Genomic DNA, 25,833 nt, shown 5'->3' with positions numbered 1-25,833 from the left:
CCGGTCGGGGCTTCATGTACTGGTGGCGGCGGTCCCTGCAGCTGCGGGTGGTGCTGTCCACCCTGGCGCTGTCGGCGGTGCTGGTGCTCACCGTCGGGGTGGCGCTGCTCAGCCAGATCACCGACCGGCTGCTCGACGCCAAGATCAACGCCGCCGTCGAGGAGGTGGAGCGAGCCCGCGCCACCGTGCAGCGCGAGCTGGCCGGCGCCGACGAGAGCAACTCCCTGCGCAGCCGGCTCAACAGCGCCAGCTCGGCGCTGACCAGCCCCGGCATCGACATGGGTGGCTCGGCCAGCGGCGGCGCCGGCGCCTTCGAGCCGGTGCTCATCGTCCGCGGGGACGGCCCGCGTGGCGCCATCGCCAGCGGCCCCATCGCCGAGGTGCCCACGTCGCTGCGCCCCTTCGTGCAGAAGGGGCAGCTGACCTACCAGTACACCTCCATCGCCGGCGCCCCCACCCTCGTCGTCGGCACCCCGGCGCCCTCCGACGTCGCCGGGCTCGAGCTGTACCTGGTGTTCCCGCTGAACGCCGAGGAGCGCTCGATCAGCCTGATCAAGGGCACCATGTCCCTCGGTGGCGGCGTCCTGCTCCTGCTGCTCGGTGGGGTGGCCGCGCTGGTCACCCGCCAGGTGGTCCTGCCCATCCGCACCGCCGTGGATGCGGCGGAGCGCTTCGCCGACGGGCAGCTCGAGGCGCGCATGCCGGTGCGCGGGGAGGACGACGTCGCCCGGCTGGGGCTGGCGTTCAACGACATGGCTGCCAACCTCGCCGACCAGATCGCGCAGCTGGAGGAGTTCGGCGCCCTGCAGCGGCAGTTCACCTCCGACGTCAGCCACGAGCTGCGCACCCCGCTGACCACGGTGCGGATGGCGGCTGACGTGCTGCACGCCGGCAGCGACGAGATGGACCCGGCCCTGCGTCGCTCGGCCGAGCTGCTGGTGGCCGAGCTGGACCGCTTCGAGACCCTGCTCAACGACCTGCTGGAGATCAGCAGGCACGACGCGGGGATGGCCGACCTGGCCGCGGAGCCGCTGGACCTGCGCCTGTGCGTGCGCGGTGCGGTGGACACCGTGCGCCACCTGGTGGCCCAGACCGGCAGCGAGCTGCTGCTGGACCTGCCCGAGGACAAGGTGACCGCCGAGGTCGACGCCCGCCGGGTGGAGCGCGTGCTGCGCAACCTGCTGGCCAACGCGCTCGACCACGGTGAGGGCCGGCCGGTGCTGGTGCAGATGCGCGCCTCCGACCAGTCGGTGTCGGTGCTGGTGCGCGACAGCGGGATCGGTCTGCAGCCGGGGGAGGCGGAGAAGGTGTTCAACCGGTTCTGGCGCGCCGACCCCTCCCGGGTGCGCCGCTCCGGCGGCACTGGTCTCGGCCTGGCGATCGCGGTGGAGGACGCCCGCCTGCACGGCGGCTCGCTGCAGGCCTGGGGCGAGCCCGGCCGCGGCGCCTGCTTCCTGCTCACCCTGCCGCTGCGGCGCGGTGCCGCGCTGGTGGACGGTCCCATCCCGCTGGTGCCCACCGAGCCCTTCGACGTCGCCAACGTCGCCGTCGGCGACGTGGTGCAGCCACCGTCCACCGCGAGCGTCCCTGACCGTGCCACCGCCGCGCCCGACGTGGGAGTCTCCTGATGCGCCGATTCCGTGTGCTGTCCTGCCTGGTGGCGGTGGCCACCGTGCTCACCGGGTGCGCCACCGTGCCCACCAGCTCCACCCCGCACGTGATCAGCACGGTGCGCACCGATCCGCAGCCGGAGGTGGAGCAGGCGCCGATCGCCGGGCGGGAGCCCGACCTGCTGGTGCGCGACTTCATCTCCGCCAGCAGCGCCCAGCGCGGCCAGCACCGGGTGGCGCGGCAGTACCTCACCGGTGAGGGCTCCCAGCGCTGGGACGACCGCACGTCCACCACGATCCTGACCAACGTGGACACCCTCTACGACGTGCGCGCCGAGAACCGGGTGACCATCCTGCTGCGCGCCGACCGGGTCGGCACGCTCAGCGGGGACGGCACCTACAACCAGGACCAGGGCACCTACGAGGCCCGGCTGACGCTGCTGAAGGTCGACGGCCAGTGGCGCATCGACGCCCTGCCCAGCGGTGTGGTGCTCGAGCGTGCCGACTTCCTGGCCCGCTACCAGCGGGTGCCGGTGTACTTCCTCAACCCCGACCAGAAGAAGGTGGTGGCCGACCCCCGCTGGGTGGCGCGCGACTCCGACTCCCTGGCCGCACGGCTGGTGGAGCTGCTCATCGGCGGACCGAACGCGCAGCTGGCCAGCGGCGTGGTGAACAAGCTGGGCCAGGGAGTGCGGCTGCGCAGCAACGTCACCACCGCGACCGGGGAGAGCGTGCCCGGCGCCGGCGAGGCCAACGGGGTCGGTATCGACCTGGGTGGGCTGGAGTCCCTCGACGCCGGGCAGCGCCAGCTGCTGGCCGCCCAGGTGGTGTGGACCCTGGACAGCGCCGGCGTGCGCGGTCCGTACGTGCTTCTCGCCGACGGGGCCCCGCTGGACGAGCGCTACGCGCTGGGCTGGGACACCGCCGACGTCGCCTCCTTCGACCCCTCGTCCTCCTCCGGGGCTGACGTGGGGCTGCACGCGGTGTCCGGCGGCAGCCTGGTCAAGGTGGTCGACGGCAGCGTCAACGCGGTGGGTGGGCCACTGGGTCGGGCCAGCTCGCTGGAGTCAGCCGCCATCTCCCACGACGGGCAGCAGGTCGCCGCGGTCACCATGACGGGCGACCCGAGGCCCGGGGGGCAGGTGCAGCTGCTGGTGGGCAGCCTCGGCGGGGCGGTGGCCGTCGCGGCCTCGGGCACGGAGATGACCCGCCCCACCTGGTCCGGGGACGATCGTGCGGCCTGGGTGGTGGTGGACACCGGGACCGTGGTGCGGGTGGTGCGGGAGCCCTCCAGCGGCCAGGTGTCCAGCTCGCCGGTGGACTCCGGCGCGGTGACCGCGCTCGGTGGGCCGATCAGCGCGCTGCGGCTGTCCAGGGACGGCGTCCGTGCGGCGCTCATCGTGGGGGGGCGGGTGTACGTGGCCGTGGTCACCCGGGCGCAGAACGGCGGCTTCGCGCTGACCAGCCCGGTGGCGGTGGCCCCGGACCTCGGGGACGGCGCGGTGTCGCTGGACTGGACCAGTGCCGACACCCTGGTGGTGTCCGGCCGGGGCGACGAGGTGCCGGTGGTCACCGTGGGGGTGGACGGCGCGCTGATCCAGCCGCTGCCCAGCCGCAACCTGTCCCCGCCGGTTCGGTACGTGGCGGCCGCGCCCGCGTCGTCGGTGCTGGCCGCCGACAGCCGGGCGGTGCTGCAGCTCAACGTCCTGGACGCACCCGGTGAGCGCTACTGGCGCGAGGTGGCGGGCCTCGGTGGGGGCTCGAGCACGCCGATCCTGCCCGGCTGAGCCCGCGCGCGGTGCACAGTCGCGCCGCGGTGTCCCCAGCCCTGCGGGCACCTCGCCCGCCGGCACCGGCCCCCGGCCACGCTGGACTGGTGCGCGCCCTCGTCGACCTGGTCCTGCCCACCGAGTGCGGTGGCTGCCGCGAGCCCGGCACTCCCTGGTGCGCCGGCTGTGCCGCAGAGCTGGACAGCGAGCCGGTGCCGGTGCGCACCCGGGTGGACGGTGTCCCGCCGGCGTGGGCCACCGGGGCCTACACCGGTGCCCGCCGGGCGGTGGTGGTCGCGGCCAAGGAGCGCGGCCGGCGCGACCTGTTGGTGCACGTGGGGCGGGCCTGGGCGCGGTGCCTGCGCGACCTGCGCGACTGGGGCGAGCTCGACCCGCCCGAGCTGGCCGCCCTGCACCTGGTGCCCGCGCCCAGCCGTGCTCGGGCCGCTCGCCAGCGCGGCGGCGACCCGGTGCTCGCCGCGGCCCGGGTCTGCGCCGCACACCTCGGGGGCAGCACCACCGTGGCGCCGGTCCTCGGCCTGCGCCGGGGGGTGCGTGACTCCGTCGGACTGACCGCGGGGCAGCGGGTGGACAACCTGCACGGCAGGGTGCGGGTGCGCCCCGGGGCGCTGCCACCACCGGGTTCGGCGGTGGTCCTGCTCGACGACGTGCTCACCACCGGCGCCACGGCGGCGGCAAGTGCAAGTGCGTTGCGTGACTGCGGCATTCGCGTGCACGCCGTGCTGGTGCTGGCCGCGGTGCGCTGACCGGCAGCAACCGGTCTCAGCGCGGTGCGAGCACCGCCGATCTCGTGACACGCTGTGACGGAAGGGGTCTGTCTATCCGGGCGGAACGGGGTTAGCGTGAGGACAGCAGCCACGTGAGCCGCAGTTGGGAGGACCGTCCCCGAGAGTGGCGCCGGAAGGCTCTTCCGTGCCGGCGCAGTCACCTTGGGCCAGGCCGGGCAGCTGTGCTCGACCGGGCCATACGCGGAGGTATCTATGACTAGTAAGCAGAGCACCGTGCAGACCCAGGACGACCGCAAGGAAGGCATCGCCGAGCAGCGCAAGCCCAGCTCGGAGGACGCCAGGCCGTTCGTCATCGACGAGCCCGTCGACGAGGTGCCAGACGCCGCCGGCCAGCCGGTCGCGCGCCTGGACATCGAGGGCCGCAACGTCAGCGTGCCGGACTACTTCCGCACCTTCGTGGGCGAGAAGCTCGCCAAGCTCGAGCGCTTCGACAACACCATCGACCTCTTCCGCGTCGAGCTGCAGCACGCCCCCAACCCCCGTCAGGCCAAGAGCTGCCAGCGCGTCGAGCTGACCGCCGTCGGCAAGCACCCGGTGGTGCGGGCCGAGGCGAGCGCGGAGACCTTCCGCGACGCCCTGGAGAACGCCATCAACAAGCTGGAGTCCCGGCTGCGGCGCGCGCACGACCGGCGGACGGTGCACCACGGCCGCAAGGCTCGCCTGTCGGTGGCCGACGCCACGGCCGGCCTGGTTCCCGAGGCCGAGCCCCACGTGGCCGAGCCGGAGGTCGACACCGAGGGTCCGGGGCGCATCGTGCGCACCAAGGAGCACCCGGCGGTGCCGATGACGGTGGACGAGGCGCTGTACGAGATGGAGCTGGTCGGGCACGACTTCTTCCTCTTCCAGTGCGCCGACACCGGCCGGCCCAGCGTGGTCTACCGCAGGCACGCCTTCGACTACGGCCTGCTCAGGCTCGTCTAGGTTCCGGCCCTGCGAGCCTCGCCGTGGCGGGCTCGAGGGGCATGATGGGCCACGGCCTGCACGGAGCCGCCTACCATGGGGTCCGGCCAAGGGTTTTCCTTGGCCGGACCCTGCCGTCTATGACCGAGGGACGAGACAAGCTGTGTTGTCGTTTTCCAAGCTGTTGCGCGCAGGCGAAGGCCGCATGGTCAAGCGCCTCATGTCCATCGCTGAGCACGTCAGCAGCCTGTCGCCCGAGGTCGAGTCGCTGACTGACGCCGAGCTGGCGGCCAAGACCGACGAGTTCCGCAAGCGCCACGCCGACGGGGAGAGCCTCGACGAGCTGCTGCCCGAGGCGTACGCCGTCGCCAGGGAGGCCTCCAGCCGCGTGCTGGGCCAGCGCCACTTCGACGTGCAGGTGATGGGCGGGGCTGCGCTGCACCTGGGCAACATCGCGGAGATGAAGACCGGTGAGGGCAAGACGCTGACCTGTGTGCTGCCCGCCTACCTCAACGCCATCGGTGGTGAGGGCGTGCACGTGGTCACCGTCAACGACTACCTGGCCAAGCGTGACTCGGAGTGGATGGGCCGCGTGCACCGCTTCCTCGGCCTCGAGGTGGGCACCATCCTGTCCGGGATGACGCCGCCCGAGCGTCGCGACGCCTACGCCGCCGACATCACCTACGGCACCAACAACGAGTTCGGCTTCGACTACCTGCGCGACAACATGGCCAACTCGCTGGCCGAGTGCGTGCAGCGCGGCCACAACTTCGCCATCGTGGACGAGGTCGACTCCATCCTCATCGACGAGGCCCGCACCCCGCTGATCATCTCGGGACCGGCCGACGCCTCCTCGCGCTGGTACGGCGAGTTCGCGCGCCTGGCTCCGCTGATGAAGCTCGACGTCCACTACGAGGTGGACATCAAGAAGCGGACCATCGGTGTGCACGAGGCCGGGGTGGAGTTCGTCGAGGACCAGCTGGGCATCGACAACCTCTACGAGGCGGCCAACTCGCCGCTGGTGAGCTACCTGAACAACGCCATCAAGGCCAAGGAGCTCTACCAGCGCGACAAGGACTACATCGTCCGCGACGGCGAGGTGTTCATCGTCGACGAGTTCACCGGTCGCGTGCTGGCCGGTCGCCGCTACAACGAGGGCATGCACCAGGCGCTGGAGGCCAAGGAGGGGGTGGAGATCAAGGCGGAGAACCAGACCCTGGCCACCATCACCCTGCAGAACTACTTCCGGCTCTACGACAAGCTCTCCGGGATGACCGGCACGGCCCAGACCGAGGCCGCCGAGCTGCACCAGATCTACAAGCTCGGCGTCATCCCGATCCACACCAACCGGCCGATGATCCGGGTGGACTCGCCCGACCTCATCTACAAGACCGAGGAAGCCAAGTTCGCGGCCGTGGTCGAGGACATCGTGGAGCGCCACGAGAAGGGCCAGCCGGTGCTGGTCGGCACCACCAGCGTGGAGCGCTCGGAGTACCTGTCCCAGCAGCTGGTCAAGAAGGGTGTGCCACACAGCGTCCTCAACGCCAAGTTCCACGACAAGGAGGCGGTGATCATCGCCCAGGCCGGTCGGGTGGGTGCGGTGACGGTGGCCACCAACATGGCCGGTCGCGGCACCGACGTGGTGCTCGGCGGCAACCCCGAGATCCTCGCCGACGTGGCGCTGCGCGAGCGGGGCCTGGACCCGGTGCGCGACCCGGAGGAGTACCAGGCGGAGTGGGAGCTGATCATCGGCCCGCTCAAGGACGAGGTGAAGCAGGAGGCCGAGCGGGTCCGCGAGGCGGGCGGGCTCTACGTGCTCGGCACCGAGCGGCACGAGTCCCGCCGCATCGACAACCAGCTCCGTGGCCGCTCCGGCCGGCAGGGTGACCCGGGCGAGTCCCGCTTCTACCTGTCGCTGGGTGATGAGCTCATGCGCCGCTTCAACGGGCCGATGATCGAGGCGATCATGAACCGGCTCAACCTCCCCGAGGACGTGCCCATCGAGGCCAAGATGGTCTCCAAGGCGATCCTGTCCGCGCAGACGCAGGTGGAGCAGCAGAACTTCGAGATCCGCAAGAACGTCCTCAAGTACGACGAGGTGATGAACCAGCAGCGCACCATCATCTACCGGGAGCGCCGCCGGATCATGTCCGGCGAGGACGTCGAGGGTCAGATCGAGGGCATGATGACCGACGTGGTCACCGCCTACGTGGACGGCGCCACCGCGGCCGGCTACGCCGAGGACTGGGACCTGGAAGCCCTCTGGACGGCGCTGCGCACCCTGTACCCGGTGAGCATCCGCTGGCAGGACCTGGTGGGCGAGACCGAGGTCGGCGACCAGAGCGACCTCACCCGCGACGGCCTGCTGGAGGCCATCCTCGCCGACGTCCGTGCCGCCTACGTCAAGCGCACCGAGGAGATCGACGCGATCGCCGGCACCGGCGGGATGCGGGACCTCGAGCGTCGGGTGCTGCTGAGCGTGCTCGACCGCAAGTGGCGCGAGCACCTCTACGAGATGGACTACCTCAAGGAGGGCATCGGACTGCGCGCGATGGCCCAGCGTGACCCGCTGGTGGAGTACCAGCGCGAGGGCTACGACATGTTCCGCGGCATGCTCGAGGGCCTCAAGGAGGAGTCGATCGGCTTCCTGTTCAACGTCACCGTGGAGGTGGCGCCCGCGCCGACCCTGACGGTGGGTGCGCAGCCGCAGCCGGAGCTGGGCAACCTGGCCACCACCCCCGCCCAGCAGCAGCCGCAGCCCACCGAGGCCGAGGCGGAGCAGCAGGTGGTGCCTGCCGCGCCCGCCGCCTTCCGGGCCAAGGGGTTGGACACCGAGCCGGCCGCGGCGGTCACCTACTCGGGTCCGGACGAGACCGGCGGCACCGCGGTGCGCAGCTCCGAGGACGAGACCGGAGCAGCCACCGCCGGCGCGGAGGCTCCCGGCACTCGGCGGGACCGGCGTGCCCAGGCCCGGCAGAAGGCCAAGGGCCCCAAGAGCCCCAAGCGCAAGCGCTGAGAGAGCACCGGCGCGAGGTGGGTCAGCCCCCCGCGCCGGTGCTCGGTCGGCGGCCACGGTGCGCCGCGTGCTCGCCGAGGTCCACCCGGCGGCGGAGGGACGGCTGCTAGCCGAGGTGCAGGGCGGTGCAGTGCCAGCCGGTGCGGCCCAGCTCCAGGCGAGCGGCCACGGCGTGCACCCGCCCGTTGCGGGTGACGGTGGCGCAAGCCTCCGCCGCGGTGGGGGTGACCTGCTGGACGTGCATCCGGTTGAGCCGGGTCACGCCCCGCGCCCAGCTGCCGGTCCCGGCACGCGACAGCGTGGTGACCTGCGCGGCCACCACCGGTCCCATCACCCGGTGCAGCTGCTGCGCACCCCGCCGGCCCTCCAGCACCTCGAAGGTCAGCCGGAACACCTGGTGCGCGCTCGCGGCCGCGGCGGGGCTCACCGGGTCGGGCTGGGCGCGCTGCGGCTGGGCCGGGACGCGTCGCCGGGCCCGGGGCGGCGGGGCAGCGGTGCCGACGCGCAGGTGCTCGGGTGCGGGCTCGCAGACCGGTGCGCGCCGCAGCAGCGTGGCCGGGGGAGTCTCGGCGGGCGGCAGCGCCGCTGCAGCTGCTGGCGGACGGTGCGGGGCCGGGCGGAGTGCGGCTTCTGCGGTGGCGTCGACGGACATGGGTGGCTCTCTCCTGGCAGGGCGGCGGTCGGCGTGGGTGACCGGTGGGTGCTCGCGACACCGAGGAGGGGCGGCTCGTCGCTGCAGGAAGTATGGGCGCCGCCACCGGCTGGCCGGGCCAGGTTGCCGCACCTTTGTGGACAATGCTGTGCGGAAGCAAATCTCCTGCGGCGGCTACGCTGCACCCATGCGTGACCGACTCAGCCCGCTCGATGCGTCGTTCCTGTCGCTGGAGCGGGGGACGACCCCCGCGCACATCGGCAGCCTCAGCATCTTCACCCCACCCCGGGCGGGCTTCGGCTACGACGCGCTGGTGTCCCACATCGAGCAGCGGCTGCCGTACGTGCCTCGCTACCGGCAGAAGGTTCGTGACCTGCCCGCCGGCCTGGCCCGCCCGGTGTGGGTGGACGACAACGACTTCGACATCTCCTACCACGTGCGTCGCTCCGCGCTGCCCAGCCCGGGCGACGACGCGCAGCTGCACGAGCTGGTGTCGCGGCTGCTGTCCCGCCGGCTGGACCGGGCCCGCCCGCTGTGGGAGCTGTACCTGGTGGAGGGGCTGGCCAAGGGCCGGGTCGCCATCATCAGCAAGACCCACCAGGCGGTGGTGGACGGGGCGCAGGCCCTCGAGCTGGGCCAGGTGATCCTGGACGACACCCGCAAGCCCGGTGTGCAGCGCACCGGCCTCTGGATGCCCGCGGCCGAGCCGGCCGGCACCCGGCTGCTGGCGGAGGCCGCCGTGGAGGTGCTGCGCAGCCCCACCGAGGTGGTCGACGTGGTGCGGTGGGTGGCGCGCGACGCCGCGAACGCGGTGAGCACGGTGACCGAGGCAGCCACCACGGCGGCGGCGATGGTGCGCCGGTTGGCGCGCCCGGCCCCGCCCAGCCCGCTGAACGTGGCCGTCTCCCGCCAGCGCCGCTTCGCCACCGCCCGCACCCAGCTGGCCGACTACCGGCAGGTCCGTGCCGCCACCGGGGCCAGCGTCAACGACGTGGTGCTCGCCGTGGTCAGCGGGGCGCTGCGCAGCTGGTTGACCTCCCGGAACGAGCCGGTCACCCCGGACACCACGGTGCGCGCCCTGGTGCCGCTCGCGGTGGCGTCCGACCCCGAGGACACCGGTGCAGAGCACGAGGACCTCTCCTCGTTCCTGGTGGACCTGCCGGTGGGGGCGGCCGACCCGCTGGTGCGGGTGGGCCAGCTGCGCGAGGCCACCCGCGAGCACGCCTCCTCCACCCCGCTGGTCGGCGCCCGCGCGCTCACCCAGCTGTCCGGCTTCGCCCCGCCCACCCTGCACGCCATGGGTGCGCGGCTGGCGGGCACGCTGGCGCGGCGCTCGTTCAACGTGCTGGTCACCAACGTGCCCGGTCCGCAGTACCCGCTGTACGCCGACGGGGCGCGGCTGCGCGAGATCTACTCTGTGGTGCCGCTGATGCCCAACCAGGCGCTGACCGTCGGGGTGACCTCCTACGACGGCTCGGTGCTCTACGGCCTCAACGCCGACCGCGACGCCCTCGCCGACGTGGACCAGCTGGCCGGCTTCCTCGAGCAGTCCCTGGCCGAGCTGGTGGCCGCGGTGCGAGCAGCACCACCCCGGGCGCCCGGTCGCCGATCCGGCCCGGGCAGCCCAGCGACGAAGGAGACCTCATGAGGGTGTACGTGCCGGCGACCATCGCCATGCTGGAGCAGCTGCAGCGGGACGGGGAGCTGCGGGCGGTCAGCGGGACCGCGTTCGCCCTCACCCCCGCGCTGCGCGAGTCCTACGCCGTCGGCGACGAGGAGGAGCTCTCCTACGCCGCGATGGCTGAGGCGGCCCGGGCGTCGCTGCGGCTGCTGGCGGTGGAGCTGGAGACCGACGACGCGGCCCGTCCCCGCCGCGCGGTGCTCAGCGCCGACGTCGAGGACGCCCAGCTCCGCCCGGACCTCGACGACGCGGTGGTGCGGCTGACGGCGCCGGTACAGCTGAGCCAGGTGGCCTCGGCGCACGTGGACCTGGCCGAGGCCGAGGACGCCGTGCGAGCCGCGGTGGCCGCGGTGGACGCCGCCGACCTGGGCGACCTGGAGGCGGAGTTCGTCCTCGGCGAGGTCGCCGACCACGAGCTGGCCTGGTACGCCACCCAGGAGCTGCCCTTCCTGCTCGAGCTGCTCTGAGCCGGCTACCAGTCGGTGTTGGTCGCCAGCGCCACCAGCAGCCGGCGCACCGCCTCCACCCGCCGGGCCGCGGTGCCGGTGAGGGTGTCCAGCGCGCACTCCGGGTCGGCAGGCGGACCAAGATGGGTGCAGCCGCGCGGACAGGTGGCGGCCACCTCGGCCAGGTCGGCGAAGGCGGCCACCACGTCGTCGGTGGAGACGTGGGCCAGGCCGAAGGACCGGATGCCGGGGGTGTCCACCACCCAGCCGGACCCGCTGGGCAGCGGCAGCGCGATGGACTGGGTGGAGGTGTGCCGGCCACGGCCGATGCCCGAGACCACCCCGACCGCGCGGAACGCCTCAGGCACCAGCCGGTTCACCAGGGTGGACTTGCCCACCCCGGAGTGGCCGAGCAGCACGGTCGTGCGGCCCTGCAGCATCGCCTCCAGCTCGTCCAGGGGCGCGGTCTGGTTCAACACCACCACCGGCACCTCCAGGTCGGCGTAGGCGCTGACGAGCTCGTCCGGGTCGGCCAGGTCGGACTTGGTGAGGCAGAGGATGGGGGTCAGTCCGCCGACGTAGGCCGCCACCAGGGTGCGGTCGATGAGCCCGGTGCGCGGCGGCGGGTCAGCCAGGGCCACCACCACGGCCAGCTGGTCGGCGTTGGCCACCACGATCCGCTCGTAGGGGTCGGTGTCGTCGGCGGTGCGACGCAGCACCGTGCGCCGCTCGGCCACCCGCACGATGCGGGCCAGGCTGTCGGGTCGCCCGGACAGGTCGCCCACCAGGCTCACCTCGTCGCCCACCACCACGGGGGTGCGGCCCATCTCGCGGGCGCGCATGGCCACCACGGGACGCTCGGGGTCGCCGTCGAACACGCAGCCCCACCGGCCCCGGTCCACCGCCACCACCATCGCCTGCTCGGCATCGAGGTGCTCGGGCCGGGTCTTGGTGCGCGGCCGCGAGCCCGGACGCGGCCGGATCCGCACGTCGGACTCGTCGTACACCCGCTTGCTCAGGACAAACCTCCCGCGAGCATGTCCTGCCACAGGCCGGCGAAGCCCGGCAGCGTCTTGTCGGTGCTGGCCACGTCGTCCACCCGCAGGCCGTCCACCACCAGGCCCACCACCGCGCCGGCGGTGGCCATCCGGTGGTCGGCGTAGGCGTGCCACGGCCGGTCGGGGGCGCGCAGGTCCCCGCCGGTGATGTGCAGCCCGTCGGTGGTCTGCTCCACCGTGGCGCCCAGGGCGGTCAGCTCGGTGCTCAGCGCCTCCAGCCGGTCGGTCTCGTGCCCGCGCAGGTGCGCGATGCCCCGCAGGCAGGACGGGCCCTGTGCCAGCACCGCCAGCGCCGCCACGGTGGGGGCGAGCTCGCCTACGTCGTGCAGGTCGATGTCGATGCCCTGCAGCTGCTGCGGGCCCTGCACCGTGAGCCCGCCGTCGGCGTGGGTGACGGCGGCCCCCATCTGCTCCAGCACGTCCCGGAAGCGGTCGCCGGCCTGGGTGGTGCTGGTGGGCCAGCCGGGCACGTGCACCCGCCCACCGGTGACCGCGGCGGCGGCCAGGAACGGCGCGGCGTTGGACAGGTCCGGCTCCACCTCCCAGGTGCGGGCGGCGATGGGACCGGGAGCCACCCGCCACACGTCGGGCTCGGAGTCGTCCACCGTCACCCCGGCCTCGCGCAGCATGGCCACGGTCATCTCGATGTGCGGCTGGGAGGGCACCGGTGCGCCGGCGTGGCGCACCGTGATGCCCTCGGTGCAGCGCGCGCCGGTGAGCAGCAGCCCGGAGACGAACTGCGAGGACGCCGAGGCGTCGATGGTGACGGAGCCACCGACGAGCGCACCGGTGCCGTGCACGGTGAAGGGCAGCTCGTGGCCCGCCACGTCGGCGCCCAGGCGGCGGAGCGCGTCCAGCACGGTGCCCATCGGCCGGACCCGCGCCTGCGGGTCGCCGTCGAAGTGCACGTCGCCACGGGCCAGGGCGGCCACCGGCGGCAGGAAGCGCATCACGGTGCCCGCCAGCCCGCAGTCGATGCTGGCGGGCCCGCGCAGCTCGCCGGGGGTGACCACGTCGGTGTGGGTGTCCGGGTCGGTCTGCACCGTGGCGCCCAGCTCCCGCAGCGCCTGTGCCATCAGGTCGGTGTCCCGGCTGTGCAGGGCGTTCACCAACCGGGAGGGGCCGTCGGCCAGCGCGGCCAGCACCAGGGCGCGGTTGGTGATCGACTTGGACCCGGGCACGCGGACGGTCGCGTGCACCGGTCCCTCGGCCAGGGGGGCGCTCCACGACGTCTCGGCAGTCACCGGATCATTATCGCGCACGCGGGTCGGCGGAGGCGGACCCGCACGGGCGGACACAGGACGGCGGAGGCAACCCGGTGGACACAGCACGGCACGACGACGACCCGACGCCCAGCGTGGTCACCGAGCTGGAGACGCCGCACGGGCCGGCCCGGGCGCACCTGCACCACCCGGCGGGCCCGCCCCGGGCCGCGCTGGTGCTCGGGCACGGCGCCGGGGGCGGGGTGAGCGCGGCCGACCTGCGGGCGGTCACCGCCACCGCGGTGGAGCTGGACGTGCTCGTGGTGCTGGTGGAGCAGCCCTACCGGGTGGCCGGGCGGCGCGCACCGGCGCCGGCCAAGCAGCTCGACACCGCCTGGCTCAGCGTGCTCACGCAGCTGCGGGAGGGACCGCTGCGCGACCTGCCGCTGGTGGTGGGTGGGCGCTCCTCGGGTGCGCGGGTGGCGTGTCGCACGGCCGGGGACGCCGGTGCGCTGGGGGTGCTCTGCCTGGCGTTCCCGCTGCACCCACCGGGCAAGCCGGACAAGACGCGGCTGCCCGAGCTGGACGCGGTGACGGTCCCGGTGCTGGTGGTGCAGGGGCTGCGCGACCCGTTCGGGCTGCCCGAGCCGGCCGGCAACCGCGAGGTGGTCACCGTGGCGGGCAACCACAGCCTGAGCAGCGACATGGCCGCGGTCACCGCGGCGGCGAGCACCTGGCTGACCACGCTGCTGCGGCCGTAGCGGCCCGCTTGCCGTCGCCGCCGCAGCGGCCGATGCTGGAGGCGACGCGCCCGGCCCCTGGAGGTCCTCTTGCCCGAGCCCAGCGTGCCGTGGCCCAGCCTGCGGGTGGCGGACTGGACGCCCACCCGAGACACCCTGCACATGTGGACCCAGATCCTGGGCAAGGTGCGCCTGGTGGACGCGCCGATGGTCAACCACTGGTGGCAGGTGCCGCTCTACGTCACCGCCCGGGGGCTGAGCACCTCGGCCGTTCCCCACGGACACAAGGTGTTCGACATGGAGCTGGACTTCTTCGACCACCAGCTGCTGCTGCGCAGCAGCGACGGGCAGGTCCGCTCGGTGGCGCTCGAGCCCAAGCCGGTGGCGGACTTCTACGCCCAGGCCATGCAGGCGCTGGACGAGCTGGGCCTGGGCACGCAGATCCAGGCCTCGCCCAACGAGGTGGACCCGGCGATCCCCTTCGCCGAGGACGACCAGCACAGCCAGTACGACCCCGCGGCCGCGCACCTGTTCTGGGCGCAGCTGGTGCGGGCCAACCGGGCGCTGCAGCAGTTCCGCTCGTCGTTCATCGGCAAGTGCAGCCCGGTGCACCTGTTCTGGGGCTCCCTCGACCTGGCCTGCACGCGCTTCTCCGGCCGCCCGGCGCCGACACACCCCGGGGGCGCCCCACACTGCGCCGACTGGGTGATGGTCGAGGCCTACTCCCACGAGGTGAGCAGCGCCGGGTTCTGGCCCGGCGGCGGCGAGGAGGGCGCGTTCTACTCCTACGCCTACCCGGAGCCGCCAGGCTTCGCCGCGAGCGCGCTGGTCCCGGCCGAGGCGGCCTACGACGCGCAGCTGCAGCAGTTCCTGCTGCCCTACGAGGCGGTGCGCACTGCTGAGCATCCCGACCAGCTGCTCCAGCAGTTCCTGCGCACCACCTACGAGGCCGCCGCCGACGGTGCCGGGTGGGACCGTTCCGCGCTCGAGCGCGACTACCGCCGGCTGGGGTGAGGGAACAGGGCCCTGGTGCCCGGTGTTGTGGAGGCGACAGGGTGGCCCGGCTCGCGCCAGGAGCGGAGGCCGGCCGCCGGCGTCGAACAGCAGAGGAGCGGTATGGGCACGCAGTGTGCGGTGCACGAGAGCCACCCGGCGATCGGGGCAGCGGGGGTGCTTCCGCTGCAGCCCTGGGTGTTCGGCCACCAGGGCGCGCGTGAGCGCGTCGCCGCCGGGGGCGCGGTATCGTGGTCCGGTACCCAGGGTCCTACTGCCGTGCTCTCACGGCCCGAGCCCACTGGGGGAAGGAGAGTCGTGGCACTGCCCACATCCCCACCGACCACTCAGAACGCCGCTGACGCCGCGGTCCAGGCGGCCGAGACGCCGGACGAGCGCACCGCCCGGTTCGAGCGCGACGCCATGCCGCTGCTGGACCAGCTCTACGGTGCCGCGCTGCGGATGACCCGCAACCCGGCCGACGCCGAGGACCTGGTCCAGGACGCCTACCTCAAGGCGTACTCGGCGTTCGACTCGTTCCGTGCCGGGACCAACCTGAAGGCGTGGATGTACCGCATCCTGACCAACGCCTACATCAACGGCTACCGCAAGAAGCAGCGCCAGCCGCAGCAGTACCCCACCGACGAGATCACCGACTGGCAGCTTGCTGACGCTGCCGAGCACACCTCGCGGGGGTTGCGCTCCGCCGAGGTGGAGGCGCTCGACCGGCTGCCCGACTCCGACATCAAGGATGCGCTGCAGTCGTTGCCCGAGGACTTCCGCATGGCGGTCTACTACGCCGACGTGGAGGGCTTCGCCTACAAGGAGATCGCCGAGATCATGGGCACGCCCATCGGCACGGTGATGTCCCGGCTGCACCGCGGGCGCAAGCTGCTGCGCGGGCTGCTGGCCGACGTGGCCCGCGACCGCGGCTTCAGCAACGTGCCCCAGCCCGAGGAGGTGGCGCGATGAGCCCCGAGGTCCCGCAGTGCTCGGGCAGCGGCGAGGCCGACTGCGCCACCGTGCTCGCCGACGTCTACCTCTACCTCGACGGCGAGTGCGACGAGCAGGGCCGTCAGCGGGTGCAGCGACACCTCGACGACTGCAGCCCGTGCCTGCACGAGTTCGGCATCGAGGAGCAGGTGAAGAAGTTGCTCAGCCGCAAGTGCGGCGGCGAGCACGCCCCGGCCGGGCTGCGCGAGCGCCTGGTGGTGTCGCTGAAGTCCACGGTGATCTCCTACCAGGAGACCGTGGTGAGCGACGAGCACGACGCCCGTCCGCGCTCCGCCGAGCGCGCCGAGTAGGGCTCAGCCGCAAGCTCTGCTGTCGCAGCACAGGGCCCGTACCTCCGTGGAGGTACGGGCCCTGTGCCGTGCGTGCGCGGTGCGTGCAACTTCAGGAGTTGGGACGCTTACCGTGGTTGGCGGCACTCTTCTTGCGGTCACGCTTCTTGCGTCCACGCTTTCCCATGACTTCTCCTCAGTGGTGGGGCTGCTGGGTGGGCCCAGTGCTCGTGGGTTCATTCTCCCACGGCTGTGGCGCAGCCCGTCGCCCCAGGGCCGTGTGGTTTGATCGGGCAGGTCTACAAGGAGGTTTCCGATGGCGGAGAAGGTGCTCGCAGAGCTGCCTGCGAAGGTCTGGCGGGTCTCGGTGTCCGTCGGTGACGTGCTCGCCGCCGGGGACACCGTGGTGATCCTGGAGTCGATGAAGATGGAGATCCCCGTGCTGGCGGAAGAGGCCGGCACGGTGACCTCCGTGGAGGTGTCCGAGGGCGACGACGTCCAGCCCGGGCACCTGCTCGCCGTCCTCGGCTGAGCAAGCGCCCACCACCCCACTGACCTGCTGACGACGGACCATGTCCACCCTGAGCGAGCTCCTCGGTGAGCACACCGGCCTGACGGGTGCGGCCGCAGACCACCTGCAGGAGCTGGTCGGGGAGTGGCAGCTGCTGGCTGACCTGTCCTTCGCCGACTACCGCCTGTGGGTGCCGGTGCCCGAGGGGCTGCTCTGCGTGGCCCAGGTGCGCCCGACCACCGCGCACACCTCCTACCCGGTAGACGCCGGCCGTGCACCGTGCTGCGGCCACCCGAGCGCGAGCAGCTGCGTGCGGCGATGGCCGAGCGCCGGGTGCTCGCCGAGGACCAGCCGCACGAGCACGAGGGCATCTCGCTGCGGCGGGTCCGCGGTGCCCGGTGACCTTCGGCGGCCAGGTGGTCGCGGTGCTCAGCCGGGACACCAACCGGGCCGACCGTCCCGCCGGTCCCAGCCCGCTGGAGACCGCCTACCTGCAGGGCGCCGCGGAGCTGTGCCAGATGATCGCGGACGGGACGTTCCCCGCGCCCGGCACCGCGGCCGACATCCACACCAGCCCACGCGCGGGCCGACGGTGTCATCCGGCTGGAGCCGACCGGCCTGGTGCTCTACGCCAGCCCCAACCGCGCTGTCGGCCTACCACCGGATGGGTCTGCCCACCGAGCTGGTCGGCACCGACCTGGCCCAGGTCACCCGGACACTGATCACCGACCCCTTCGACGCCGAGGAGGTGGTGCAGCGCATCCGCTCCGCGCTGGCCGGTGATGCGTCGCTGCGGATCGAGGCGGACGCCCGCCGGTGCCACCGTGCTGCTGCGCGCCGCTGCCGCTGCGCCCCCACGGGGTGCCCAGGGGGGCGCTGGTGCTGGTGGCGCGACGTCACCGAGGTGCGCAGCCGGGACCCGTGCCCTGCTCAGCAAGGACGCCACCATCCGGGAGATCCACCACCGGGTGAAGAACAACCTGCAGACGGTGGCTGCGCTGCTCCGGCTGCAGGCGCGGCGCTCGGACAACGCCGAGGTGCGCACCGCGCTCACCGAGTCCGTGCGCCGGGTCGCCTCCATCGCACTGGTGCACGACACGCTGTCGATGTCGGTGGACGAGCGGGTCGACCTGGACGACGTCATCGACCGGCTGGTGCCGATGATGGCCGACGTCGCCTCGCTCAACAACGCCGTCAGCCTGCGCCGGGAGGGCAGCCTGGGGGGTGCTGGCCGCCGAGCTGGCCACTCCGCTGGTGATGGTGCTCGCCGAGCTGGTGCAGAACGCCATGGAGCACGCGTTTGCACCGGGTGCGGCCGGCCGGGTGGTGGTGCGGGCGGAGCGCTCAGCCGGCTGGCTGCAGGTGCAGGTGGTGCGACGACGGCGTGGGGCTGCCCCCCGGGTTCACCCTGGGTAGCGGTGGGGGGCTGGGCCTGGAGATCGTGCGCACCCTGGTGGACGCCGAGCTGGGCGGGTCGCTGCAGCTGCGTCCCCGGCGACGACGGCGGCACGGTGGCGCAGCTGCGCGTCCCGGTGACCCACCGCGGGCGGTAGGTGGGGCTCCTGCACGACGAAACCGGCCCGCACCCTGTGGGTGCGAGCCGGTTTCGTCGAAGCGCAGTGGCCAGGTCCGCGGGGGACCAGCGTGCCGTGCTGGGTGGGGAGCGGTCAGGCTCCGGTGCGCGCGCGGGTGCGGGCGTTGCGGCGCTTGAGCGCGCGGCGCTCGTCCTCGCTCATGCCACCCCAGACGCCGGCGTCCTGGCCGGACTCCAGGGCCCAGGCCAGGCAGTCGGACATCACTGGACAGCGGCGGCAGACCACCTTCGCGTCAGCGATCTGGGCAAGGGCAGGGCCACTGTTTCCAACCGGAAAGAACAGCTCTGGGTCCTCGTCACGACAGATCGCCTTGTGGCGCCAATCCATCTCTAGCTCCTTGCTGGGCGCGCGTGTGTGCGCCGTTTCGTTTGGGCGGCGTGGGTGTTCGAACGCCCAAGGGAATCTGGGCTGTTGCTTGTGAATGCTTTCACGAACCAGTCCGATGTCAAGAGTTTCGGATCCGGTCGTGCTGCATGTCACGATCATGTGACCAACAGTGAACACGCACGTTTCGCCATAGCGGTTCTACCTGTTCGGTTGTACCAGCACTTGCACTGCGTCCGCGACTGTGCTGAAGAAGACCTTGTCGTGAAGGCCCAGGTAGTCGCCGTCCAGCTGGAGCGCGGTGGGCTCCTCGCACCACACCCGCACGGTGGGCACGTCGTCCTCCGCGGAGCAGCCGACGCGCCCGGGGACTGCCTCGGCGGGTGAGCATCTGGGGCACCACTCGGGCGAGGGTCGGCCACCGCAGGCTCTGCAGCGCGAACACCCCCAGACCGCTCGCGAAGGTCGTTCCGGGATTGGTCCGAACTGGATGGTTTCCCCAGTACGTCCACGGGTCGGAATTTGTGACGATCACCACGTGCAAGCCGTTCACCGGGGCCGCGTCACCGATCTGCGCGGACAGCGCGGGCGCATGGTGCTTGGCGCTGAAGTAGTGGCGCACAGCCGACCACACGTAGCGCAGGGGGGTCGCGGGGCTTGCCGTTGCCGCGGTGGCCCTCCACGGTGTGCACCACCTCCGCGTCCCAGCCCAGCCCGGCGTTGAGCAGGAACCAGCGGTCCTCGGTGTGGCCCAGGCCAAGCGAGCGCCGGTGTCCTGCGGTGATGGCCTCGAGGAGCTGCTCGGTGGCCTCGATGGGGTCGGTGGAGATGCCCAGCGCCTTGGCGAAGACGTTGGCCGAACCACCGGGCACCACCGCCAGGGCGGGCCGGTGGGTGCCGCGGGCGTCGTCGTGCTGGGCGGGCGGGCCGAGGAGGCCGTTGACCACCTCGTTGAGGGTGCCGTCGCCGCCGAGCACCACCACCAGGTCCATGCCGTCCCGGCGGGCGGCCTCGGCGAGCTCGGTGGCGTGCCCGCGCCGGTCGGTGTGCGCCACCGTCAGGTCCAGCCGGCTGGACAACGCACTGGTCAGCACGGTGCGGGCGGCTGCGCTCGCGGTTGTTGCGTTGGGGTTCACAACCAGGAGTGCGCGCACAGCGGTGAAGAATACGGGTGCCCTAACCTGGAGGGGTGGCCGATGGCAGCTCGAACACCTCGTGGGAGTCCCGCAGCGCTCGTGGAGCCCGAAGGGCGCCCCGCCGTGGGGCGCCCGCGCCTGAGCCGAGCACCGGCTCGCTGACCGCCCCGTGGACCATCCGGGCCGGCGGCGTGGCGCTCGGTGTGCAGGCGGCCGTCGCGCTGGTCCTCGCGGTGGTGCTGGCCGTGCGCACCGTGCTGGGACACTTCCAGTCCACCACCCTCGGTTACGGCACCGCGGTGATGTTCGCCGTCCTCGGCGCCGGGGTGCTGGTCATCGGGGTGACGCTGGTGCAGTCCAGGCGCGGCGGGCGCGGGCCCGGCATCGTCATGGAGGTGCTGCTGCTGCCGGTGGCCTGGTCGCTGCTCACCGACTCCCACCAGGTGGCGCTCGGCCTGGTCCTCGGCGCGGTGGTGCTGGGCACCCTCGCGCTGCTGCTGTGCGCACCCTCCCAGGCGTGGTCGGCCGAGCAGTTCGGGCTGGCTCACGAGGACGACTGAGCAACGTCCCGCCCGCCCCCGACGCTCAGGGCGGGGTCACGTTCATCGCCGCCAGCCGGGGATAGCCGTGGTCGTGGCCGAGGATGGCCAGCCCGCCGGGTGACAGCGCGAAGTGCACGCCGGCGGTCACCGGCAGCCCGATCCAGCGGGCCATGAGCACGCGGGAGAAGTGTCCGTGACCCACCAGCACCACGTCCCGGTGCGTGATGAGCTCCCGGGCCCGCGCCAGCACCGCGTCGGCGCGCTCCTGCACGGCACCGGGACGCTCGCCGGCGGGGGTGTCGTGGGTCCACAGCGTCCAGCCCGGCACCTCCTGCTGGATCTCCTCGGACGTGCGGCCCTCGTAGTCGCCGTAGTCCCACTCGGCCAGCAGGTGGGTCGTCTCCGCCACGGTGAGCCCGGCCAGCCGTGCGGTGTCCAGGGCGCGTCGACGCGGGCTGGACATCACGAACGGGTCGGTGAGGTGCTGGGCGGCCAGCAGCCCCACCAGGCGCGACGCCTGCTCGCGGCCGGCGTCCGTGAGCGGCACGTCGGTGCGCCCGGTGTGCTGGCCCGACTCCGACCACTCGGTCTGTCCGTGCCGGAGCAGGAAGACCTGTCCAGGGCCGCCCTCCTGCGGCTCGCTGGCAGCGGCTGGGGAAGAGGGGGGTGCCGGCGGGCTCATGGCCCCATGGTGCCGTGCCCGGTCGGTGCTCGCGGACCGGGACCGCGCACGGCGCTCGCCAGCGGCGCGGGCCCTCGCCGAGCCGACCTACCCTCGAGGTGACGGGGGCGGGGCAGAGGAGGTCGGGATGTACGCAGTCGTCTACCACGGTCCAGGCAAGAAGGCGTGGGAGGAGGCGGAGGCACCCTCCATCAGAGCCGACGGGGACGCGATCGTCCAGGTGGACACCGTCACGATCTGCGGCACCGACCTGCACATCCTCGGCGGTGACGTCCCGGCGGTGGTGGACGGGCGCATCCTCGGGCACGAGGCCGTCGGCACGGTGGTGGAGGTCGGCCCCGGGGTGCGCAACACCAAGGTTGGCGAGCGGGTGCTGGTCTCCTGCATCACCGCCTGCGGGGTGTGCCCGTACTGCCGGCAGAGCCGCTACGGGCAGTGCCTCGGGGGCGGCGGGTGGATCCTGGGCCACAAGATCGACGGCACCCAGGCGGAGCTGCTGCGGGTGCCCTTCGTGGACACCTCCACCTACTCGGCGCCGCCCAGCGTCACCGACGAACAGCTGCTGATGCTGGCCGACATCATCCCCACCGGCTACGAGGTCGGCGTGCTCAACGGGCAGGTCAACCCCGGCGACACCGTGGTGGTGGTGGGCGCCGGACCCATCGGGCTGGCCACCATCCTCGGGGCGCGGCTGCTCAGCCCCGCGCGCATCATCGCTCTCGACCTGGCTGACACCCGGCTGGAGGCCGCCCGGCGCTTCGGTGCCGACGAGGTGATCAACAACGGTACCGAGGACGCGCTCGCGCGGGTGCTGGAGCTCACCGACGGGCTCGGCGCGCACGTCGCCGTGGAGGCGGTGGGCGTGCCGGCGACCTTCGAGCTGGCCACCCAGCTGGTGCGCGCCGGCGGGCACGTGGCCAACGTCGGGGTGCACGGCTCACCGGTGTCCCTGGCCCTGCAGGACCTGTGGATCAAGGACGTCACCATCACCACGGGCCTGGTGGACGCCTACTCCACCCCCACCCTGCTGCGGCTGCTCGAGAACGGCAGGCTCGGGGTGACCGAGATGGTGACCCACCGCTTCCCGATGTCGGAGTTCATGGCGGCCTACGACGTGTTCTCCCGGCCGGAGGAGACGGGAGCGCTCAAGGTGGTGCTGAGCCGGTCCTAGCGACCCCGGCCCGCCGGGGCCTGCCGACCTGCTGGTCCGCGGACGCACGACGGCCCCGATCCGCGCGTGTGCGCGGGTCGGGGCCGTGTGCTCACCGGGCGGGATTGACCCGCCCAGGATCAAGCAGCCTGCTTGGTCTCCCAGAAGATGCGGTCGATCTCCGCGATCTGGTCGAGCAGCTCCTGGCCGGTGGTGGGGTCGTTCGACGCCTTGACGCCGCCCGCGCCGCCGCCCGCCTTCTTGGTGGCCTTGTTGAACAGCTCGTGCAGCTCCGGGTACTTCTCGAAGTGCGGCGGCTTGAAGTAGTCCGTCCAGAGCACCCAGAGGTGGTGCTTGACCAGGTCGGCCCGCTGCTCCTTGATGAGCAGCGCGCGCTCACGGAACGACGGGTCGTCGTTGCCCTGGTACTTCTCCTGGATCGCCTTGACCGACTCGGCCTCGATGCGAGCCTGCGCGGGGTCGTACACACCACACGGGAGGTCGCAGTGTGCGGTGGCCTCCAGTGCGGGGCGGACGAGACGGGACAGGAAACCCATGTGTCCTCCTAGAGTTTGTGATGCTTCGACCGGACAAACCTTACTCGCGCGATCAACAAGCAGCAGAAAGGAAGCCGCTCAGTGACGGCACTACCGGGTTGGCTTCCGCGTCGGGTGCTGGTGCGCGGGCCCTCCATGTCACCGACGCTCGCCGACGGCGACGTGGTGCTGGCCCGCCTCGGCGCCCGGGCCCGCCCAGGGATGGTGGTGCTGGTGCGCTGGGACGCCCGTCCGGAGCAGCTGTCGGTCAAGCGGGCCCGCACCCGGCTGCCGGACGGCACCTGGCACGTCCTCGGCGACAACTCCTACGGATCCACCGACTCCCGCGCCCTCGGCCCCGCGCGGGTGGTGGGGACGGTGCCGGTGCGGCTGTGGCCCCGCCCGCAGCGGCTGCGGGCGGGGCAGCCGCGGGGCTAGGCCCGGTCGAGCAGGTCGCTGCGCCGCTGTGCGCACGCCGCCATGGTGGGGAGCTCGCCGGCGGCGCGCGCCTGCTCCAGCGTCGGGGCGTCGCGGTCCTTGTCGGAGAGCACCAGGTCGAGCTCGGCCGGCCACGGCAGCGCCAGCGCGGGGTCGAGCGGGTTCACGCCGCGCTCGCCGGTGGGGTTGTAGCCGGTGGAGCACAGGTAGACCATCGCGGTGTCGTCGTCGAGGGCGACGAAGGCGTGGCCCAGCCCCTCGCTGAGGTACACCGCGTTGCCGCGCCGGGCCTCCAGCAGCACCGCGGTGTGCTGGCCGAAGGTGGGGGAGTCGGTGCGCACGTCCACGATCACGTCCAGCAGGCTGCCGTTGGCGCAGTACACGTACTTGGCCTGGCCCGGGGGCACGTCGGCGAAGTGCACACCGCGCACCACCCCACGGCGGGAGACGCTGTGGTTGGTCTGGGCGACGGTGAGGCTGTGCCCGACGGCCTCCACGAAGGCCTCCGCCTGGAACGGGGCCACGAAGTGCCCGCGGTCGTCGGGAAACACCGGGGGCTCGAACTCCCATGCGCCCGCAACGGGCAGCTCGCGTGACTTCACGCGCTCAATCTAGCGGCCGGGTGCTGCAGCACCGCCCAGCCGCGCGCCGGGTGAGGCACTGCACAGTGCGCGCCGCCCCTTGGCGGCGTCCGTGGCGGCGGTGCCACAATGGCGCAATCGTGGGCTGACCGTCCCCGGCACCCGCGCCGCCTGCGCGACTGGCCGATCGCCACTTGCTCGTGCTGCCCGTGCCGCTACCCGGTGCACGGGGCACCACTGAGCTGCAGGTGCACTTGTCAGCCATCTCTTGCTGGAGGCCCCGCCGTGTCCACCACCTCTGTCCCACCCGTCGCCGACCAGCAGGGAACGCAGGTAGTGACGGACGAGGAGATCTTCCTGGCGCACGAGGGCGGCAAGCTCTCGGTGCAGACCACCGCCCCGCTGGACTCGGCCCGCTCGCTGTCCATCGCCTACACCCCGGGCGTGGCCAAGGTGTCCAGCGCCATCGCCACCGACCCTGAGCTGGTCAACCGCTACACCTGGGCGTCGCGGCTGGTCGTGGTGGTCAGCGACGGCACCGCGGTGCTCGGCCTGGGCGACATCGGCCCCCGCGCGTCGCTGCCGGTGATGGAGGGCAAGTCGGCGCTGTTCAGGAGCTTCGCCGGCCTCAACTCCATCCCGCTGGTGCTCGACACCACCGACGTCGACGAGATCGTGGAGACGCTGGTGCGGCTGCGCCCCAGCTTCGGCGCGGTCAACCTCGAGGACGTCTCCGCCCCGCGCTGCTTCGAGCTGGAGCGCCGCCTCGTCGAGGCGCTGGACTGCCCGGTCATGCACGACGACCAGCACGGCACCGCCATCGTGGTGCTGGCTGCCCTGCGCGGCGCCGCCCGCGCCACCAACCGGGAGCTGACCAGCCTGCGGGTGGTCATCTCCGGTGCCGGCGCCGCCGGCGTCGCCTGCGCGGAGATCCTGCTGGCCGCGGGCATCGACGACGTCACGGTCATCGACTCGCGCGGCATCGTGCACCCCGGTCGCACCGACCTGAACGAGGTCAAGGCCGGGCTGGCCGTCCGCAGCAACCCGTCCGGGCGCACTGGCGGCCTGGCCGAGGCGCTGCACGGCGCCGACGTGTTCCTGGGGCTGTCCTCGGCCACCGTCGCCGAGGAGCTGGTGGCCACCATGGCCCCCGGTGCGATCGTGTTCGCGCTGTCCAACCCCACCCCGGAGATCCACCCCGACGTGGCCGCCCGCCACGCCGCGGTGGTCGCCACCGGCCGCAGCGACTTCCCCAACCAGATCAACAACGTGCTGGCCTTCCCCGGCGTGTTCCGTGGGGCGCTGGACTCCGGTGCGCGGCGCATCACCGAGGGGATGAAGCTCGCGGCCGCCCAGGCCATCACCGACGTGCTCGGGGACGACCTGGACGCCCAGCACATCGTGCCCAGCGCGCTCGACCCCCGGGTGGCGCCGGCCGTGGCCGCCGCGGTGGCTGCTGCGGCGATCGCCGAGGGTGTCGCCCCGGCACCGGTGTCCTAGACCACCCGTCCCGAGTCCACCGGCACCGGCACCGGTGAATGGTTGTCGCTCACGCTGCTTTTTCCATGGCGAGGGGTGCTCACTGACCATTGCGCAGGGTGGTCGCAGTGGCTCGATCGGCGCCTGGAAATACACACAGGTCACTGCTAATTACCAATAGTCACAATGGACTCGCGGTAATGGGCAAAGCGATTGCTGAGCGCAAAAAGGGCAGGGAGGATGTGCGGGAGACCGGCGCTACCGCTGCACGGAGGGGCTGACCATGACTGCCAAGCACGCCGCCCGACCACGCACGAGGTGGACGCCGCGGACGCCCCGCAAGCGCTGGCTGGCTCTGGGGGCCACCGTCGTTGCTGGGCTGGTGGTGGTGGGCCTGCTCGCGGCGCAGGAGCCGCACAGCCCCGCTCCGGCTCCCCTGGCCAGCAGCACCCCGGCGCCGGCCCCGAGCGCTCAGCCCACGCCGAGCCCGACGACGGTGTTCGTCACGGTGCCGGCCAAGCCGACGTTCCGGACCTGCGCCGACGTCTATGCCGAGGGCGTGGCTCCCCTCATCCGGGGCAAGGATCCGTCCTACCGTGCCGACCTGGACATCGACCGGGACGGAAGGGCGTGTGACACCCAGCCTCAGCCCACCCGAGCGCCGCGCTAGGGTGCCGGCGCCCAGTCCTGCGACTGGGTG

26 protein-coding genes and 1 pseudogene are annotated in these 25,833 nt (G+C 72.7%); 19 read left to right on the top strand and 8 right to left on the bottom strand.

Going from position 1 to position 25,833, the window contains the following annotated elements:
* Nucleotides 1-14: 14 nt before the first annotated feature.
* From mtrB to secA, 5 genes are all read left to right on the top strand, one after another.
* Complete coding sequence (gene mtrB, locus ELX43_RS13145) at nt 15-1,628, top strand: MtrAB system histidine kinase MtrB (RefSeq protein WP_127784893.1); 1,614 nt, start codon at nt 15-17, stop codon at nt 1,626-1,628.
* On the top strand, nt 1,628-3,397 hold the full coding sequence (lpqB, locus tag ELX43_RS13140) for an MtrAB system accessory lipoprotein LpqB (RefSeq protein ID WP_127783818.1): 1,770 nt from the start codon (nt 1,628-1,630) through the stop codon (nt 3,395-3,397). The genes mtrB and lpqB overlap by 1 nt, the downstream gene beginning before the upstream one ends.
* An 86-nt stretch (nt 3,398-3,483) precedes the next feature.
* Nucleotides 3,484-4,146 carry a ComF family protein gene (locus ELX43_RS13135; RefSeq protein ID WP_127784892.1) on the top strand — a complete coding sequence of 221 codons (663 nt, stop codon included), beginning with the start codon at nt 3,484-3,486 and terminating at the stop codon, nt 4,144-4,146.
* Between the two features lie 234 nt (nt 4,147-4,380).
* Nucleotides 4,381-5,109 carry a ribosome-associated translation inhibitor RaiA gene (gene raiA / locus ELX43_RS13130; RefSeq protein WP_127783817.1) on the top strand — a complete coding sequence of 243 codons (729 nt, stop codon included), beginning with the start codon at nt 4,381-4,383 and terminating at the stop codon, nt 5,107-5,109.
* Nucleotides 5,110-5,251: 142 nt separating this feature from the next.
* Nucleotides 5,252-8,104: a preprotein translocase subunit SecA gene (gene secA / locus ELX43_RS13125; RefSeq protein WP_127783816.1), complete on the top strand. Its 2,853-nt coding sequence runs from the start codon at nt 5,252-5,254 to the stop codon at nt 8,102-8,104.
* A 106-nt stretch (nt 8,105-8,210) separates the two neighbouring features.
* On the opposite strand, the gene ELX43_RS13120 is transcribed toward secA, so the two are convergent.
* A complete protein-coding gene (locus tag ELX43_RS13120) occupies nt 8,211-8,756 on the bottom strand; it encodes an Rv3235 family protein (protein WP_127783815.1) in 546 nt (181 codons plus the stop codon).
* Between the two features lie 187 nt (nt 8,757-8,943).
* Between ELX43_RS13120 and ELX43_RS13115 the strand changes: the two genes are divergently transcribed.
* Nucleotides 8,944-10,404: a wax ester/triacylglycerol synthase family O-acyltransferase gene (locus ELX43_RS13115; protein WP_127783814.1), complete on the top strand. Its 1,461-nt coding sequence runs from the start codon at nt 8,944-8,946 to the stop codon at nt 10,402-10,404.
* Nucleotides 10,401-10,904 carry a hypothetical protein gene (locus ELX43_RS13110; RefSeq protein WP_127783813.1) on the top strand — a complete coding sequence of 168 codons (504 nt, stop codon included), beginning with the start codon at nt 10,401-10,403 and terminating at the stop codon, nt 10,902-10,904. Before ELX43_RS13115 ends, ELX43_RS13110 begins: the two co-directional genes overlap by 4 nt.
* Nucleotides 10,905-10,909: 5 nt before the next feature.
* On the opposite strand, the gene rsgA is transcribed toward ELX43_RS13110, so the two are convergent.
* Together rsgA and aroA are read right to left on the bottom strand one after the other, a co-directional pair.
* A complete protein-coding gene (gene rsgA, locus ELX43_RS13105) occupies nt 10,910-11,890 on the bottom strand; it encodes a ribosome small subunit-dependent GTPase A (RefSeq protein ID WP_127783812.1) in 981 nt (326 codons plus the stop codon).
* Between the two features lie 8 nt (nt 11,891-11,898).
* Nucleotides 11,899-13,185: a 3-phosphoshikimate 1-carboxyvinyltransferase gene (gene aroA / locus ELX43_RS13100; RefSeq protein ID WP_127783811.1), complete on the bottom strand. Its 1,287-nt coding sequence runs from the start codon at nt 13,183-13,185 to the stop codon at nt 11,899-11,901.
* A 74-nt stretch (nt 13,186-13,259) separates the two neighbouring features.
* Here aroA and ELX43_RS13095 point away from each other — a divergent pair, with 74 nt between their 5' ends.
* The 7 genes from ELX43_RS13095 to ELX43_RS13060 all read left to right on the top strand — a co-directional run bounded on the left by ELX43_RS13095 (nt 13,260) and on the right by ELX43_RS13060 (nt 18,086).
* Entirely contained in the window at nt 13,260-13,904 is a 645-nt protein-coding gene (locus tag ELX43_RS13095; protein WP_241248947.1) for an alpha/beta family hydrolase, read from the top strand.
* A gap of 69 nt (nt 13,905-13,973) precedes the next feature.
* A complete protein-coding gene (locus ELX43_RS13090; RefSeq protein WP_127783810.1) occupies nt 13,974-14,897 on the top strand; it encodes a DUF5996 family protein in 924 nt (307 codons plus the stop codon).
* A gap of 303 nt (nt 14,898-15,200) precedes the next feature.
* Nucleotides 15,201-15,848, top strand: coding sequence for a sigma-70 family RNA polymerase sigma factor (locus ELX43_RS13085; protein WP_241249922.1), 648 nt, complete (start codon nt 15,201-15,203; stop codon nt 15,846-15,848).
* Nucleotides 15,845-16,180, top strand: a complete 336-nt coding sequence (rsrA, locus tag ELX43_RS13080) for a mycothiol system anti-sigma-R factor (protein ID WP_127783808.1) — start codon at nt 15,845-15,847, stop codon at nt 16,178-16,180. The genes ELX43_RS13085 and rsrA overlap by 4 nt, the downstream gene beginning before the upstream one ends.
* Before the next feature lie 295 nt (nt 16,181-16,475).
* Nucleotides 16,476-16,691 (top strand): biotin/lipoyl-binding carrier protein, encoded by a 216-nt coding sequence (locus ELX43_RS13070; protein ID WP_127783807.1) that lies wholly within the window; start codon nt 16,476-16,478, stop codon nt 16,689-16,691.
* A 40-nt stretch (nt 16,692-16,731) separates the two neighbouring features.
* Complete coding sequence (locus ELX43_RS13065; protein ID WP_127783806.1) at nt 16,732-17,928, top strand: histidine kinase N-terminal domain-containing protein; 1,197 nt, start codon at nt 16,732-16,734, stop codon at nt 17,926-17,928.
* Nucleotides 17,895-18,086, top strand: coding sequence for a hypothetical protein (locus tag ELX43_RS13060; protein WP_127783805.1), 192 nt, complete (start codon nt 17,895-17,897; stop codon nt 18,084-18,086). The genes ELX43_RS13065 and ELX43_RS13060 overlap by 34 nt, the downstream gene beginning before the upstream one ends.
* Before the next feature lie 251 nt (nt 18,087-18,337).
* Here the strand turns inward: ELX43_RS13060 and ELX43_RS13055 are convergent, their stop codons facing one another.
* Together ELX43_RS13055 and ELX43_RS13050 are read right to left on the bottom strand one after the other, a co-directional pair.
* Nucleotides 18,338-18,592 carry a WhiB family transcriptional regulator gene (locus ELX43_RS13055; RefSeq protein ID WP_127783804.1) on the bottom strand — a complete coding sequence of 85 codons (255 nt, stop codon included), beginning with the start codon at nt 18,590-18,592 and terminating at the stop codon, nt 18,338-18,340.
* Between the two features lie 198 nt (nt 18,593-18,790).
* Nucleotides 18,791-19,743, bottom strand: a pseudogene (locus ELX43_RS13050) (diacylglycerol kinase family protein).
* Between the two features lie 35 nt (nt 19,744-19,778).
* Here ELX43_RS13050 and ELX43_RS13045 point away from each other — a divergent pair.
* Complete coding sequence (locus ELX43_RS13045; RefSeq protein WP_241248946.1) at nt 19,779-20,285, top strand: hypothetical protein; 507 nt, start codon at nt 19,779-19,781, stop codon at nt 20,283-20,285.
* Nucleotides 20,286-20,310: 25 nt separating this feature from the next.
* On the opposite strand, the gene ELX43_RS13040 is transcribed toward ELX43_RS13045, so the two are convergent.
* Nucleotides 20,311-20,949, bottom strand: coding sequence for an acid phosphatase (locus ELX43_RS13040; RefSeq protein ID WP_127783803.1), 639 nt, complete (start codon nt 20,947-20,949; stop codon nt 20,311-20,313).
* Nucleotides 20,950-21,076: 127 nt separating this feature from the next.
* Between ELX43_RS13040 and ELX43_RS13035 the strand changes: the two genes are divergently transcribed.
* The gene (locus ELX43_RS13035) at nt 21,077-22,120 is read left to right on the top strand and encodes a zinc-dependent alcohol dehydrogenase family protein (protein WP_127783802.1); all 1,044 of its coding nucleotides are present in this window, start codon (nt 21,077-21,079) and stop codon (nt 22,118-22,120) included.
* A 119-nt stretch (nt 22,121-22,239) separates the two neighbouring features.
* Here the strand turns inward: ELX43_RS13035 and sodN are convergent, their stop codons facing one another.
* Nucleotides 22,240-22,656: a superoxide dismutase, Ni gene (gene sodN / locus ELX43_RS13030; RefSeq protein ID WP_127783801.1), complete on the bottom strand. Its 417-nt coding sequence runs from the start codon at nt 22,654-22,656 to the stop codon at nt 22,240-22,242.
* 81 nt (nt 22,657-22,737) lie between these two features.
* Between sodN and ELX43_RS13025 the strand changes: the two genes are divergently transcribed.
* Entirely contained in the window at nt 22,738-23,073 is a 336-nt protein-coding gene (locus ELX43_RS13025) for a S26 family signal peptidase (protein WP_346773853.1), read from the top strand.
* Here the strand turns inward: ELX43_RS13025 and rfbC are convergent.
* A complete protein-coding gene (rfbC, locus tag ELX43_RS13020; protein WP_127783799.1) occupies nt 23,070-23,675 on the bottom strand; it encodes a dTDP-4-dehydrorhamnose 3,5-epimerase in 606 nt (201 codons plus the stop codon). The genes ELX43_RS13025 and rfbC overlap by 4 nt on opposite strands.
* Nucleotides 23,676-23,939: 264 nt before the next feature.
* Here rfbC and ELX43_RS13015 point away from each other — a divergent pair, with 264 nt between their 5' ends.
* Both ELX43_RS13015 and ELX43_RS13010 read left to right on the top strand, forming a co-directional pair.
* Entirely contained in the window at nt 23,940-25,154 is a 1,215-nt protein-coding gene (locus tag ELX43_RS13015) for a malic enzyme-like NAD(P)-binding protein (RefSeq protein ID WP_241248945.1), read from the top strand.
* A gap of 262 nt (nt 25,155-25,416) precedes the next feature.
* A complete protein-coding gene (locus tag ELX43_RS13010; RefSeq protein WP_127783797.1) occupies nt 25,417-25,803 on the top strand; it encodes an excalibur calcium-binding domain-containing protein in 387 nt (128 codons plus the stop codon).
* Nucleotides 25,804-25,833 lie beyond the last annotated feature (30 nt).

It is taken from the genome of Rhodococcus sp. X156 (assembly GCF_004006015.1).
Taxonomy (GTDB): Bacteria; Actinomycetota; Actinomycetes; order Mycobacteriales; family Mycobacteriaceae; genus X156.
This window is presented reverse-complemented; position numbering and strand designations above follow the sequence as displayed.